The following is a 14,707-nucleotide window of genomic DNA, read 5'->3' as shown; positions in this document are numbered from 1 at the left end:
ATGCGTCGGCGCTTATCTTTTGCTCTGGCCACGCTGCTGGCGCTGGTTCTGCTGGTGCTGGCGCTGCTGCTTAGCGTAACGCACTGGCTGCCGCGTCTGGCAGGGATCTGGCTGCCTGTCGGGACACGAATTGCGCTGGATGCGCCGCCGCGCTGGCGGCAGGGCGCGCTGCATTTTCCGACGCTGCGCTATCTGGCCGACGAATGTCAGCTGGCGGCGGTTCAGGATCGCTGTAGGCTATCAGCATCAGCGCTGGCAGGCCGAAGCCCAGCGACTCACGCTGGATACCGCCTGTCTGAGCCATCTGCCTGACGACGACGGCGCCGACCGCGCGCCGCGTTCACTGGCGCAGTGGCAGGCGCTGCTGCCAGTCGCTGACGTCAACATAAAACAGCTGCTCGTCAATCCTTATCAAAGCTGGGCCGGCGCGTTAAGTCTGCGTCTTGATGCGCGCAGCCAGCAGCTTAACTATCAGGGTGATAACCTGCGGCTTCAGGCTGAATTGCAGGGACAGCGCCTTACGCTGCGTCAGCTCCAGCTGCAGGCGCCCACTTTAGCGAGCCCGTTAGCCTGCACGGCACGCTGATGCTGGCAGAATTTGCTAACGGCGTGCCGGAGACGGGGCAGCTTGACGGCAATTTTACCCTGGCACAGGCGCCGCATCCGTTGCGCGTTGCGCTCAGCTGGCAACAGCAGCAGGGCAAGCTGCTGCTGCAAACAACAGAGAACACGGAACCGCTGCTGGAGCTGCCCTGGCAGGTCACGCCGCAGCAGATTCGTATTGAAGCAGGTCGCTGGCGCTGGCCCTGGGCGGCGCAGCCGCTGGCGGGCGGCGTCTCGCTGACGTTTGCTGACTGGCAGCAGGGGCTGGAGGCGACGGAAATCAGCGGGCGGTTGAATATGTTGACGCAGGGACGGGGCGGTAAAGGCAACGTGGTGCTGTCGCTGGGGCCGGGACGCCTGTCGCTGACTAACAGCCAGCTACCGCTGCGCCTTACCGGTGAAAGCAAACTCGCCGCGCTGCAGTTTTACGCTTCCTTACCCGCCATGCTGCAAGGTTCGTTGCTGAATCCGCAGCTGCATATGGCGCCGGGCGCGCTGCTGCGTATGCGTGGTCGCCTGCTCTCCACGCTGGAAGTGGATGAGGCGCGCTGGCCGCTGGCTGGCGTCACCCTTTCCTCATCCGGCATCAATGGGCGTCTGCAGGCGATCCTGAGCGCGCATGAGGCGACGAAAGGGCGTTTCACGCTGCATCTTGACGGCCGCGCACAAAATTTCTGGCCTGATAGCGGGCACTGGGCGTGGCGCTACTGGGGCAACGGCTATCTGGCGCCGCTGGCTGCCAAATGGGACGTGCGCGGCACCGGCAACTGGCAGGAGAGCGCCATCACGCTGGATACCCTTTCTACCGGCTTTGATCGGCTGCATTACGGTATTACCACCGTTAATCAGCCACGGCTGCGGCTGGAGCAGCCGCTGGTTTGGCAGCGTGCCGTCAATCAAAGCGCAATAAGCGGCACGTTAAGGCTGGATGCGGCACAAACGCAGTTCAGCAGCGGCGGCTATTTACCTGCTTCAGTCTTGCTGCTGGCGATAAAAGGCCGCGATCCGGCGAATTTCCTGTTTAACGGCAGCCTACAGGCGCAGGAGATTGGCCCGGTGCGTGTCAATGGCCGCTGGGATGGCGAACGGCTGCGCGGGCAGGCCTGGTGGCCGCAGCAGTCGCTGCGCGTGTTCCAGCCGCTGCTCAATCCCGATCTGAAGATGAAAATCACCGACGGCACATTGCGGGCACAAGTAGCGTTTTCCGCAGATGATAAACAGGGCTTTATCGCTGGCGGACATTGGGTAGTGCAAAACGGCGCGCTGTGGATGCCGGACAACAGCGTCGAAGGCATCGATTTTTCACTGCCGTTCCGCCTGCAGCAGAGCCGCTGGTATTTGGGGCCGCACCAGCCGGTTTCGCTACGCATTAAGACCTTGCGCAACCAGTTTGTGATTAACGACGTCACGGCGGATTTGCAGGGCAGCTGGCCCTGGCAGGAGAGTGCGCCGCTGACCCTCAGCAATGTCAGTCTGGCGCTGCTGGGCGGCAGCCTGAGTATGCCGCAGCTGCGCATGCCGCAGCATCAGCCGGCGATCATTCGCCTGCACGATATCAGCCTGAGCGAGCTGATTACCGCCCTGAAGCCGAAACAGATCGCCATGTCCGGGCGCATTAACGGCGAGCTGCCGCTGTGGCTGGATAATTCGCCCTGGCTGGTGAAAGATGGCTGGATAGCCAACAGTGGCAGCCTGACGCTGCGGCTGGATAAAGAGATGGCGGACGCCATTACCCGTAATAATGTTGCCGCCGGTGCCGCGCTTGACTGGCTGCGCTATATGGAAATCTCTCGTAGCTGGGCCACGCTTAACCTTAATGCTATCGGCGATCTGACGATGCAGGCCGAGGTAAATGGCACCAGCCGTTTCAGCAACCGCGATCAGCACGTCAATCTTAACTACAGCCATCAGGAGAACCTGTTCCAGCTGTGGCGTAGCCTGCGTTTTGGCGATAATTTGCAATCCTGGGTAGAGCAGAAAGCGGCTCTGCCGTCACAGAAGGACCCGAAAAATGATAATTAACCGGATGCTGCCGCTGGCCTGCGTTATTGGGCTGGCAGGTTGCGTACCGCGGATTGAGATCGCAGCGCCAAAAGAGCCGATCACCATCAATATGAATGTGAAGATCGAGCATGAAATCCATATTAAGGCGGATAAAGATGTAGAAGCGCTGCTGAAAAATCAGGATCTGTTCTGAGTGGAGGCACAATGAAAGGCTGGGCCAGACTCTGCTTACTGGTTGCGCTGTTCTCGCCGCTGGCGCAGGCGCTTACGCTTGATGAGGCGCGTCAGCAGGGGCGCGTCGGCGAAACCCTGAGCGGCTACGTGGCGGTGCGTCAGCAGGATGCCGAAACGCAGGCGTTGGCAACGCGCATTAATCAGGGACGGGAAGCGCATTATCGCCAGATTGCGCAGCGCAATAACCTCACCACCGATGAGGTAGCGCGTATTGCCGGGGAAAAACTGGTGACGCGGGCCTCTGCGGGAGAGTATGTGCAGGGCATTAACGGCAAGTGGATCAGGAAATAACCACGCTGGCCGCCAGAGCGGCAGCCAGCGCGATAAATCAGGCGGTCGCCAGTTGCTGAAGCGCTTCTTTCGCTTCGGTGGTCGCTTTGGTCGCCACTTCAGGACCGTAGGCGATCCCTTCAGCAAAGACGAATTTCACGTCGGTAATGCCGATGAAACCCAGGAACAGCTGAACATACGGCGCCAGCAGATCGGTTGGCGTATCTTTATGAATGCCGCCACGGCTGGAGATCACCACTGCATGTTTGCCTTTAACCAGACCTTCCGGGCCCGCTTCGGTATAGCGGAACGTCACGCCAGCACGGGCGATCAGGTCAAAGTAGTTTTTCAGCTGGGTAGGGATGTTGAAATTGTACATCGGCGCCGCAATAACAATCACGTCGTGAGCGTTCAGCTCCGCGATTAACTCATCGGAAAGGGCCAGCGCTTCCTGCTGACGCGGCGTCAGAGCGGCATCGGAAGGACGCAGTGCGCCAACCAGTTCGCCGTCCAGTACCGGAATCGGGTTTGCCGCCAGGTCGCGTACCGTTACCTGGTCGTCATTCGCCTGCGCCTGTTCAGCATAAAAATCAGCCAGCTGCCCTGACTGAGAATAACCGGCAAGAATACTGGATTTTAAAACTAATACTTTGCTCATGTTTTTTTCCTGTCTGTGAATGCGGAAGTCTGTTCGCTCAATGGCTTACACTGTAGGGAGTTTGCTGCGGCAGTGAAAGCGCAATATTTCGAGACCAATGTTCGAAATTCTTGAACAAGCGTAGAGGCAGTCATCAACGTCGGGCGCCCTGTGCTAACATACGCCGCAAGAAATGAATGCGACGTCGGCCTGAACCGACCACGCGGCGGCCATAACAGCAAACAGAAGCGGCCGCGTTAATAAGGTAATTACTATGTCTGTTGAATCAAACACATCGCCGTTGGCTGCCCTCTGGGCGCGCCTCGATAACCTGACGCTGCGCGATCGTCAGCGGCTTCAGCGTCGCCTGCACGGTGCGAAGAAAGTTAAAAACCCAGCGGCGCTGCAGGGCATCGCCGCAGAACTGGCGCAGGATTTTGCCGTGGCGGAACAGCGCCTGCAGCAGCGCCAGGCGGCGACACCTGTCGTGCGTTTCCCGGAAAACCTGCCGGTGAGCCAGAAACAGCAGGAAATCGCCGACGCCATTCGTGATAACCAGGTGGTGATCGTCGCGGGCGAAACCGGCTCCGGGAAAACCACCCAGCTGCCGAAAATTTGCCTGACGCTGGGACGCGGCGTAAAAGGGCTGATCGGTCATACCCAGCCGCGTCGTCTGGCGGCGCGCACTGTCGCCAACCGCATTGCCGACGAGCTGGAGACCTCGCTCGGCGGCTGTGTGGGCTATAAGGTTCGCTTTAACGATCAGGTCAGCGACAACACGCAAATCAAGCTGATGACCGACGGGATTCTGCTGGCGGAAATTCAGCAGGATCGGCTGCTGATGCAGTACGACACCATCATTATCGATGAGGCGCACGAGCGCAGCCTGAACATCGATTTCCTGCTTGGCTATCTGCGCGAGTTGCTGCCGCGCCGTCCCGATTTAAAAGTGATCATCACCTCGGCGACCATCGATCCGCAGCGTTTCTCGCGCCACTTTAATAACGCGCCGGTGGTAGAAGTCTCTGGCCGCACCTATCCGGTGGAAGTGCGCTATCGCCCGGTGGTGAACGATGTCGATGACAGCGATCGCGATCAGCTGCAGGCGATTTTTGATGCGGTGGACGAGCTGGGCCAGGAGAGCAGCGGCGATATTCTGATCTTTATGAGCGGTGAGCGGGAAATCCGCGATACCGCCGACGCGCTGAGCAAGCGCGATTTGCCGCATACGGAGATTCTGCCGCTCTATGCGCGCCTGTCGAACGCCGAACAGAATCGGGTTTTCCAGGCGCACAGCGGACGGCGCATTGTGCTGGCGACCAACGTTGCGGAAACCTCGCTGACGGTGCCTGGCATCAAATATGTTATCGATCCCGGTACGGCGCGCATCAGCCGCTACAGTTATCGCACCAAAGTGCAGCGTCTGCCGATTGAGCCCGTTTCGCAGGCGTCGGCCAACCAGCGTAAAGGCGCTGCGGCCGCGTCTCTGAAGGCATCTGTATTCGTCTCTATTCCGAGGAGGATTTTTTAAGCCGCCCGGAATTTACCGATCCGGAAATTCTGCGGACCAACCTGGCGTCGGTTATTTTGCAGATGACCGCGCTGGGGCTGGGCGATATCAGCGCATTTCCCTTCGTGGAGGCGCCGGACAAACGCAATATTCAGGATGGCGTGCGCCTGCTGGAAGAGCTGGGTGCGATTACCGAAGAAGAGGGGCGCTACCGCCTGACGCCGTCGGGCCGTCAGCTGGCGCAGCTGCCGGTGGATCCGCGTCTGGCGCGCATGGTGCTGGAAGCGCAAAAATATGGCTGCGTGCGCGAAGTGATGATTATCGTCGCCGCGCTCTCTATTCAGGATCCGCGCGAGCGGCCGGTGGAGAAACAGCAGGCCGCCGATGAGAAACATCGCCGTTTCGCCGACAAAGAGTCCGATTTTATCGCCTTCGTTAATCTGTGGAACTATCTGCAGGAGCAGCAGAAGGCGCTCTCCGGCAACGCTTTCCGTCGCCAGTGCAAGACCGATTATCTGAACTACCTGCGAGTGCGCGAATGGCAGGATATTTATACCCAACTGCGTCAGGTAGTGCGTGAACTGGGCATGCCGGTGAACAGCGAACCGGCGCCGTATCGCGAAATCCATACCGCGCTGCTAACCGGCTTACTGTCGCATATCGGCCTGAAGGATGCAGAAAAACAGGAATACAGCGGCGCCCGCAACGCCCGTTTCTCTATCTTCCCCGGTTCGGCGCTGTTTAAAAAGCCGCCGAAGTGGACCATGGTGGCGGAGCTGGTGGAAACCAGCCGGCTCTGGGGCCGCATCGCTGCGCGCATCGATCCTGAATGGATCGAGCCGATTGCGCAACACCTGCTGAAACGCAGCTACAGCGAGCCGCACTGGGAAAAAGCGCAGGGCGCGGTGATGGCGATGGAGAAGGTGACGCTTTATGGCCTGCCGATTGTTGCCGCGCGCAAGGTGAACTACAGCAAAATCGATCCGCAATTGTCGCGCGAACTGTTTATACGTCATGCGCTGGTAGAAGGCGACTGGCAAACGCGTCACGCCTTCTTTAAGGCCAACCAGAAATTGCGTAGCGAAGTGGAAGACCTGGAACATAAATCGCGCCGCCGCGACATTCTGGTGGATGATGAAACGCTGTTTGCCTTCTACAACAGTCGCGTCGGACACGAGGTAGTTTCTGCACGCCATTTCGATAGCTGGTGGAAAAAGGTCAGCCAGCAGACACCCGATCTGCTCAGCTTCGATAAAGAGATGCTGATTAAAGAGGGCGCGGATAAGGTCAGCAAGCTCGACTATCCGAACTTCTGGCACCAGGGCAATCTGAAGCTGCGTCTGAGCTATCAGTTCGAGCCGGGCGCGGATGCCGACGGCGTGACGGTACATATCCCGCTGCCGCTGTTAAATCAGGTGGAGGAAGCTGGCTTTGAGTGGCAAATTCCCGGCCTGCGGCGCGAGCTGATCGTGGCGCTGATTAAGTCGCTGCCGAAACCGGTGCGCCGCAACTTTGTGCCAGCGCCCAACTACGCCGAGGCATTCCTGGGACGCGTTACCAGCACTGACGTGCCGTTGCTGGATGCGCTGGAGCGGGAGTTCCGCCGGATGACCGGCGTCACTATCGACCGTGAAGCCTGGCAGTGGGATCAGGTGCCCGATCACCTGAAAATCACCTTTCGCGTGCTGGATGAACATAACCGCAAGCTGCAGGAGGGCAAGGATTTGGCGGCCCTGAAAGCGGCGCTGAAAGGCAAGGTGCAGGAAACGCTGTCGAAGGTGGCCGATGACGGGCTGGAGCAGAGCGGCCTGCATATCTGGAGTTTCGGCGATCTGCCGACCCAGTTCGAGCAGAAACGCGGCAACTACAGCGTGAAAGCCTGGCCCGCGCTGGTGGACGAGAAAGAGAGCGTGGCGATCCGTCTGTTCGACAGCGAGCATGAGCAGCAGAAAATGATGTGGCGCGGCCAGCGCCGCCTGCTGCTGCTTAACATTCCGTCGCCGATAAAATATCTGCATGAAAAGCTGCCGAACAAAGCCAAGCTGGGCCTTTACTTCAATCCCTACGGCAAGGTGCTGGAGCTGATCGATGACTGCATTACCTGCGGCATCGATAAGCTGATGGCAGAAAACGGCGGGCCCGCCTGGAAAGAGGACGATTATCAACAGCTGCATGAGAAAGTGCGCGCCGGGCTGAACGATACGGTGGTGGAGATTGCGAAGCTGGTCGAGCAGATTCTGACGACGGTCTTTAATATCAACAAACGGCTAAAAGGGCGCGTGGATATGACCATGGCGCTGGGGCTGTCCGATATTAAAGCGCAGATGAGCGGGCTGGTTTATCGCGGTTTCGTTACGCAAAACGGCTGGAAACGGCTGCCCGATACGCTGCGTTATTTACAGGCGATTGAGCGGCGGCTGGAGAAGCTGCCGGTCGATCCGCACAGCGACCGGGCGCGTATGCTGAAAGTGGAGCAGGTACAGCAGGCCTGGCAGAGCTGGCTCAATAAACTGCCGCCTGCGCGGCGCGATGATGAGGACGTGCAGGAGATCCGCTGGATGATTGAGGAGCTGCGCGTCAGCTACTTCGCTCAGCAGCTTGGCACGCCATATCCTGTTTCCGACAAGCGTATTTTGCAGGCGATGGAGCAAATTGCCGCCTGATCAGGACTGGCCGCCTTATTCGGCGGCCAGTTCTTCCAGATCGTCACGAAAAGCGGTCACCGCAATCGCCCGGTTATCGGCGCGCCAGCGATCTGCGGCGGCGGGCGCCGCGCTTTGTACCGCAATCAGCTGCCAGCCGTTGTCGGTTTGCAACAGTAACGGCGAGCCGCTGTCGCCGGGCAGCGTATCGCACTGATGCGACAGCACGGAACGCTGCGCCCAGCCGGTCACCAGGCAATCGCGATGAGACCAAAGCCCGTCCAGATGATCTTCCGGGTAACCCGCCTGTGTCACTTTGCGTCCAGCCGCTTTCAGCGCGGCGGTTAAGTCGCTGCGCGAGCCGCTAAACAGCGGTATCGGCGCAATGCCTGACGGCGGATTACGCAGCACAATCAGACCGTAATCGTAAGGTGCCGCCGCCGCCGGAACGATCCAGCCATCACCGTCCGCCTTAAGCTTTTTACCCAGGCTAGCATCGACGCGTCCTTCAATATCATGAATTTCGTAGCGCCAGTGGCCGTTATTGTCCGCGATAAAACGCAGCGCAACCGGCTTATCCAGACGGCCCGGCGGCGTCACCAGACAGTGTCCGGCCGTGAGAGCCAGATGCGTTGAGATCAGCGTTGCGCTGCATAAATTGCCGCTTTCGGTTTCCAGCTGGCCGATCGCTTCCCAGGGCACGCTGGCGGCGCGATCGACAGGTTTCCGATCGTCATGGCCAAAGAACAGCGTTTTTAACTCTTCAGGTCCGGGGCCGTCATCATCATCTGCATGTGAAAAAAAGGGAAAACAGAGTAAACCCACTACTAACACAGCCGTTATGCGCATATCTCTCTCAGAAAAGGGGAGAATTATAAGAATTTAAGGGTGAACACGCGTCATGCGTAACTATAGTCGGTGAGCAGCAAAAAAGGGAGTTTAATCCAGAATATCAGTACGCTACGGACATCAAACGTAAAAACAGGCCGCAATGGCGCCGCAGAGGATCATGATGACGAGAATAATTTCGAAACGATAGCGACGTACCATTTCTGCTACTCCAGGAAAAAACACCCGGCGAACCGGGTGTTTGTTAGCGATGAGTGAGGAGCGCGCTCCTGCGATTATTTTGCTACCGGCTTAGCGGCTTTTTTGTGATGTTTTTTCGCAGCCTGCGCTTTCTGGGCTACTGGCTTAACCGCTTTTTTGTGGTGCTTTTTCGCGGCCTGCGCTTTCTGCGCTGCGGCTTTTTTATGTTTGTGATGAACTACTTTGTGACCGGTTTTCGCCGGAGCAGCAGTGGTCGCGGTTGCAGCAGCTGGCGCGGCGGCGTTATCCGCTGCGAAAGCCACGGAAGAGAGACCCATAGCAGCGGCTACAACCAGAGCAAATAATTTTTTCATTGCAAAACCCTCTATTTCTTCATCTATTAGCCCACTGCGGGGCCGGTGAAGAGACTATAGGGAAATGCGCGCGGGCTTTCCGTGAGTGATTGGTATCGGCGTGTAACCGAATGTACATAACAAGGGCCCGCCGGAAAGCGAGCCCTCATTGGCGGTTAGCCCAGATAACGCTGTTCGAGGTGGCGACGGAAATGTTGCGGGTTGAGATCTTCGCCGCTCGCCTGTGCGATCAGTTGCGCCGTCGGGAAACGGCTGCCGTGCTGCCAGATATTCTGTGACAGCCAGTCGAAGATCGGCTGGAGTTGCCCCTCCGCAATCTGACTCTCCAGTTGCGGCAGCGCGCGCTTTAGCGCCTGGAAAAGCTGTGCGGCATACATAGCCCCCAGCGTGTAGGTCGGGAAGTAGCCGAACGCGCCATCGGTCCAGTGAATATCCTGCATACAACCGTCACGATAGTTGCCCTGCGTATCCAGACCGAGGTAACGCTGCATTTTCTCATGCCACAGCGCCGGAATATCCTCGACTTCAATTTCGCCCGCGATCAGCGCTTGTTCAATTTCATAGCGCAGGATCACGTGCAGTGGATAGCTGACTTCATCGGCATCCACGCGAATAAAGCCGCGTTTCACGCGCTGGTTCAGGCGCACAAAATTGGTCGGCGTCAGCGCAGGTTGATCGCCCATCTGGGCGACGACCAGCGGCAAAATATGCTGCAGGAACGGCGCGCTGCGCGCCAGCTGCATTTCAAAGAACAGGCTTTGCGACTCATGGATGGCAGTAGAACGCGCCAGCGCTACCGGCTGCCCCGGCCAGCTTTTCGGCAGGTTCTGCTCATAGCGCGCATGGCCGGTCTCATGGATCACGCCCATCATCGCGCTGACAAACTCGTTTTCGTTATAGCGCGTGGTAATGCGCACATCTTCCGGCACGCCGCCGCAGAACGGGTGCGCGCTGACGTCGAGGCGTCCGGCATTAAAATCGAAGCCGAGCAGTTTCATCAGCTGTAATCCCAGCTGGCGCTGCGCCTCCACCGGGAAAGGGCCGACCGGCGCATCAACCGGCTCGGCGGCCTGTTTTTCCACCACGCGCGCCAGCAAATCTGGCAGCCACTGCTTCAGATCGCCGAAGGTGGTATCGAGCTGTGCGCTGGTCATGCCCGGCTCATAGAGATCGAGCAGCGCGTCATAGCGCGAACAGCCCGCGGCCTGCGCACGGATCTCCGCCTCTTCGCGGCTGAGGCGCACCACTTCTTTTAAATTAACGGCAAAACCCTGCCAGTCATTGGCCGGACGCTGCTGGCGCCAGGCGTGTTCACAACGCGAACCGGCGATCGATTTAGCTTCCACCAGCGAGGCGGGCAGCAGCGCTGCTTGCTGCCAGGCGCGTCGCATTTCCAGCAGGTTAGCCTGTTCCACATCATTCAGGGATTCCTGCTGCGCGGCGTCCAGCCAGCTTTTCATTCGGCTGTCGGTCAGGATTTGATGCTGCAATACGCTCAGTTCCGCCAGCGCTTCGCCGCGCGCCTGGCTGCCAGCGGGCGGCATCATGGTTTGCATATCCCAGCCCGCTATGGCGGAAAGGTGCCCAAAGCGCGACAGGCGCTGAAAGGTTTGCGTCAGTTGTTGATAAGCAGATGTCACGCAGATCTCCTTGCTACGTTAGGGGCGGATTGCCGTCTCCCGCAAGGGTAAATCAACCGGCCAGCAAAAGCGAACGCTGGCGCCGCCCAGCGGGCTGCTGTCGATGACCACATGGCCGCCCAGCGCCAGCGCCACCGACTGAACAATCGCCAGGCCGAGGCCGCAGCCGCCGGTAGCGCGATCGCGACTGGGATCGAGACGCACAAAAGGTTCCAGAACGCGCAGCCGCTCCTCTGCCGGAATGCCGGGGCCATCATCTTCCACCTGCAGGCAGGCGAGGCCGCCATCAAACCACAGGCCAACGCGCAGCCGACGTTGCGCATAGCGCAGCGCATTGTTAACCAGGTTGTCCAGCACACGTTCCATCAGTCGCGTATCGGAGACGCCGAAATTATCGCGCTGCGGCAGATCCAGCGCGATGTCATATTCGGGATGCACCGAGCTAATATCGGCAATGCGTTCGCTAAGCCAGTGAGCGAGATCGACCGGCTGCAAAAACAGTTCGACCTGCGGACGATCGAGGCGGGCGTAGGTGAGCAGTTCCTCAATCAGCGATTCCAGCTGGCCGATGTCGCGATTCAGCGCCGCCGATTCCGCCGCGCTGAGGTTATCGCTCATCTCCAGCCGGTAGCGCAGCCGCACCAGCGGCGTGCGCAGCTCATGAGCAATATTGTCAATCAGCTGTTTTTTGCTGGCGACCAGCGTATTGATGTTGTCCGCCATCTGGTTAAAGGCAACGCCCAGCCGCACCAGACTGGAGGCATTATCAAAATGGATGCGCTCGTCCAGATGCCCTTTGCCGAAGCGCTGCGCCGCCGACTCCAGCTTCAACATATCTTTCCAGTAGGGACGCATCCAGATAAACACCGGCAGCGCCAGCGACATGCCGATAAAGGCCAGCAGCGCGATATCCAGCAGCCGCATTTCATGCAGGAAAAAGAGGTAGGGGATTGGGCCAACCGCCAGCACATAATGGCTGCGCGGAATGTGCTGTAAAAAGGTGTATTCATCATCCAGCGCCACAATCTCGCCGGCACGCAGACGGCGCATGCTGATCGGATCGAGTTGATATTTGCTCATCGGCTCGATATGCAGCTTAAAAGAGAGATTGAGGTCGAGGTTATTGATGGTTTTATTCCAGTCGCGCGGCGGAATTTCCCGTAGCTCGCTGCGCATCAGATAGAGCGAGCTTTTCATCAGATCGTCCATCGACTGCCGTCCGGCGCGCTCGGCGGTAAATTTGTAGACCAGACCGACCAGCATGGTCATTACCAGAAAGCAGACAAACAGCAGCAGATAGAACTGAATGAAAAGTTTTCTCATGGCGCATGGGTATCCCAGGCGTGCGGCGCAAACAGATAGCCTTTGTTACGGATGGTTTTAATCCGGTAAGGCTCGGTGGCGCTGTCGTGCAGCTTTTTCCGCAGGCGGGAGATCGCCACGTCGATACTGCGATCCATGCCGTCATAACTCACGCCGCGCAGGGTTTTCAACAACGCGTCGCGGTTCAGGATCTGGCCGGCATGCGTTGCCAGCTCCCAGAGCAAATCGTAATCGGCGGTGGAAAGCGCAATGATTTCGTTGCCCAGCGTAACCTGTCGATTAAGCGGATCGATGGTCAGCGCGCCAAAGCGCAGCGCTTTTTGACTGCTGACCACCGGCGCAATTTCATCGTGCGTCGCCACGCTGGCCTGGCGTAAATGCAGCCGCAGACGTGCCAGCAAAACCGCTGGCGGCGTGGTTTTCAGAATATAGTCATTGGCGCCCATCTCCAGCGCCAGAATATGGTTCATATCGCTGTCCAGCGAGGTCAGCAATACGATGGGACCGGGCCAACCCGCGCGCAGATCGCGGCAGAGCGTCATGCCATCCTTGCCCGGCAGCATAATATCAAGCATTACCAGATCGGGCTGTTCACGGGCAATAACCTCTTCCGCCCGATCCCCCCGGGGTTCAACAATCACCTCCAGTCCGTGGCGGCTAAGCCAGGCGGCGATCAGCCCGCCGACCTCTGGATCGTCTTCGACAAAAACTATTTTATTCATGATGCGGAATTCAGGCTGCACATTACCGCAGCATAACCTTTTCAGATAATAACGACCATCAACGACGGTTAAATGCTGCAAGATGTATAGTACAAGAGTGTCAAACTATGCCATTATATCTGCAGGGTTGTTAACGCAGGTTGTAACCCTTTTTTTCTGGCCAGGAGGAGAGTGAGGGTGTCAGATAAACAGCTGGCGTCAGCGGTCATAAATGATCGTATCTGCTTCAATTATACCGATTTTCTTGCTGCATCCTGTAAAAAGCGCTGGAGCTTTGTCGATGCGATTTATGGCGTAATGCCTATCTTTGGTATGGTGACGCGCAATCCGGCGGATTCGCAGCGGCCCCCTTCAGAGCGGCTGAAAGAATTAGCGCTACAAATCATTTCTACCCAGGTAAGCGATGAAATTAATATTGCCCGACTGATTACGTTAGCCGAGCAGCAGCACATCGCGCAGTTTGATATTTTATTGCCGTATCCGCTTTCCAGCGAACAGCTTGATGCGATTCATCGTGAATATCGCAAGCCGCTGTCGCTGTCGCAACAGGAAGAGCGGCTGACCATTCAGTTCCCAACCGCTCCACACTAAGTTACTTCATCAGCATCCAGCTTGCCGGGAAGGCACCAATCACCAGCAGGGCGATGGCGGTGCGCTCGACAAGGCTCAGCGCGCTAAACGCCCGACCGCCACGGCGGGCGAACAGAAACAGCAGCATCCCCGGCGCATACAACACGACCGACAGCAGCAGATGCAGCGGACCCGACGCGTAGAGCAGCCACAGGCCATAGGCGCAGGCGCCCAGCGCCACCGCCGTCATTTTCGCATCGCCTTTTCCCCAGACCAGCTTCAGCAGGTAGGCGCCCACCAGGAAATAGGGCACCAGCACCATTTCCGAGGCGATAGTCAGCAACGTATTGTAATCAGAGTTGGTCAGCCAGATCACAATCAGGCACACCTGCACGCTGCCGTTCGTCAGCCACAGCGAGGCGGAAGGCGCATTATGGCGATTTTGCCGGCTCAGGCTACGGGGAAAAGCGCCCTGTTGCGCGGCGATAAAGGGTACTTCGGCCGCCATAATCGTCCAGCTCAGATAGGCACCGCAGACCGAGACCACCAGGCCGACAGCGATAATCGCGTTGCCCCAGGAGCCGATCAGCTGCGTCATCAGGCCCGCCATTGACGGATTGCGCATCTCCGCCAGCTCAGCGCGCGGCACAATCCCCAGCGACAGCAGCGTCACCAGCAGATAAACCGTCAGCGCCGCCAGCACCGCCAGCAGCGTGGCTTTACCGACGTCACGCTTATTGCGTGCGCGCGCCGAAACCACCACCGCGCCTTCAACACCGATAAACACCCACAGCGTAATCAGCATGGTTTGTTTCACCTGCTCCCAGACCGGTTTGCCCAGCGCGACGCCGGTAAAGTCGAAGCGGAAGCGGTCAAAATTAAAGGCAATAATCGCCAGCACCACAAACAGGCCGAGCGGCACCAGTTTGCCTAACGTGGCGAGCATATTAATGCTGGCAGCAGTCTGTACGCCGCGTAGCACCAGCCAGTGAACCAGCCACAGCAACAGCGAAGCGCCAAGCATCGCCTGCCAGGTATTGCCGTCGCCGAACACGACGTGGCCCGGCGAGTCAGTAAAAAAGCTCAGCGCCGAGAAAACGATCACCAGATAGGAAACGTTGGCAATAACGGCGCACAGCCAGTAGCCCC

General features: G+C 58.3%; 9 protein-coding genes and 3 pseudogenes. 5 read left to right on the top strand and 7 right to left on the bottom strand.

The window, feature by feature from the left end:
* From P3C52_RS17655 to P3C52_RS17645, 3 genes and pseudogenes are all read left to right on the top strand, one after another.
* Positions 1-2,625 (top strand): annotated as a pseudogene (locus P3C52_RS17655) (YdbH family protein).
* A complete protein-coding gene (locus P3C52_RS17650; protein ID WP_275556237.1) occupies positions 2,615-2,800 on the top strand; it encodes a YnbE family lipoprotein in 186 nt (61 codons plus the stop codon). The pseudogene P3C52_RS17655 and the gene P3C52_RS17650 overlap by 11 nt, the downstream one beginning before the upstream one ends.
* Positions 2,801-2,811: 11 nt before the next feature.
* On the top strand, positions 2,812-3,132 hold the full coding sequence (locus tag P3C52_RS17645; RefSeq protein WP_275556236.1) for a YdbL family protein: 321 nt from the start codon (positions 2,812-2,814) through the stop codon (positions 3,130-3,132).
* A gap of 37 nt (positions 3,133-3,169) precedes the next feature.
* Here the strand turns inward: P3C52_RS17645 and azoR are convergent, their stop codons facing one another.
* Positions 3,170-3,769, bottom strand: a complete 600-nt coding sequence (azoR, locus tag P3C52_RS17640; RefSeq protein ID WP_275556235.1) for an FMN-dependent NADH-azoreductase — start codon at positions 3,767-3,769, stop codon at positions 3,170-3,172.
* Between the two features lie 253 nt (positions 3,770-4,022).
* Here azoR and hrpA point away from each other — a divergent pair.
* A pseudogene (gene hrpA, locus P3C52_RS17635) lies at positions 4,023-7,921 on the top strand (ATP-dependent RNA helicase HrpA).
* Positions 7,922-7,936: 15 nt separating this feature from the next.
* Here the strand turns inward: hrpA and P3C52_RS17630 are convergent.
* The 5 genes and pseudogenes from P3C52_RS17630 to rstA all read right to left on the bottom strand — a co-directional run bounded on the left by P3C52_RS17630 (position 7,937) and on the right by rstA (position 12,988).
* A complete protein-coding gene (locus P3C52_RS17630; protein ID WP_275556234.1) occupies positions 7,937-8,749 on the bottom strand; it encodes a serine protease in 813 nt (270 codons plus the stop codon).
* A 278-nt stretch (positions 8,750-9,027) separates the two neighbouring features.
* Positions 9,028-9,303, bottom strand: a pseudogene (gene asr, locus P3C52_RS17625) (acid resistance repetitive basic protein Asr); the annotation flags it as partial.
* A gap of 155 nt (positions 9,304-9,458) precedes the next feature.
* Positions 9,459-10,943 (bottom strand): carboxypeptidase M32, encoded by a 1,485-nt coding sequence (locus P3C52_RS17620; protein ID WP_275556233.1) that lies wholly within the window; start codon positions 10,941-10,943, stop codon positions 9,459-9,461.
* Positions 10,944-10,961: 18 nt separating this feature from the next.
* A complete protein-coding gene (gene rstB / locus P3C52_RS17615; RefSeq protein WP_275556232.1) occupies positions 10,962-12,266 on the bottom strand; it encodes a two-component system sensor histidine kinase RstB in 1,305 nt (434 codons plus the stop codon).
* The gene (gene rstA, locus P3C52_RS17610) at positions 12,263-12,988 is read right to left on the bottom strand and encodes a two-component system response regulator RstA (RefSeq protein WP_275556231.1); all 726 of its coding nucleotides are present in this window, start codon (positions 12,986-12,988) and stop codon (positions 12,263-12,265) included. Before rstA ends, rstB begins: the two co-directional genes overlap by 4 nt.
* Before the next feature lie 177 nt (positions 12,989-13,165).
* Here rstA and P3C52_RS17605 point away from each other — a divergent pair, with 177 nt between their 5' ends.
* Positions 13,166-13,579: a hypothetical protein gene (locus P3C52_RS17605; RefSeq protein WP_275556230.1), complete on the top strand. Its 414-nt coding sequence runs from the start codon at positions 13,166-13,168 to the stop codon at positions 13,577-13,579.
* 1 nt (position 13,580) lies between these two features.
* On the opposite strand, the gene P3C52_RS17600 is transcribed toward P3C52_RS17605, so the two are convergent.
* Positions 13,581-14,707: basic amino acid/polyamine antiporter (locus P3C52_RS17600; protein WP_275556229.1), on the bottom strand; the 1,127-nt coding region annotated here is incomplete at its 5' end.

Source organism: Mixta sp. Marseille-Q2659, assembly GCF_940807255.1.
In the GTDB taxonomy this organism is placed as follows: Bacteria; Pseudomonadota; Gammaproteobacteria; order Enterobacterales; family Enterobacteriaceae; genus Mixta.
This window is presented reverse-complemented; position numbering and strand designations above follow the sequence as displayed.

Excerpts from the sequence above, each read along its gene's own strand:
- azoR (WP_275556235.1), bottom strand. The coding sequence starts at position 3,769 with ATGAGCAAAGTATTAGTTTTAAAATCCAGTATTCTTGCCGGTTATTCT.
- rstB (WP_275556232.1), bottom strand. The coding sequence starts at position 12,266 with ATGAGAAAACTTTTCATTCAGTTCTATCTGCTGCTGTTTGTCTGCTTT.
- P3C52_RS17650 (WP_275556237.1), top strand. The coding sequence starts at position 2,615 with ATGATAATTAACCGGATGCTGCCGCTGGCCTGCGTTATTGGGCTGGCA.
- rstA (WP_275556231.1), bottom strand. The coding sequence starts at position 12,988 with ATGAATAAAATAGTTTTTGTCGAAGACGATCCAGAGGTCGGCGGGCTG.
- P3C52_RS17630 (WP_275556234.1), bottom strand. The coding sequence starts at position 8,749 with ATGCGCATAACGGCTGTGTTAGTAGTGGGTTTACTCTGTTTTCCCTTT.
- P3C52_RS17645 (WP_275556236.1), top strand. The coding sequence starts at position 2,812 with ATGAAAGGCTGGGCCAGACTCTGCTTACTGGTTGCGCTGTTCTCGCCG.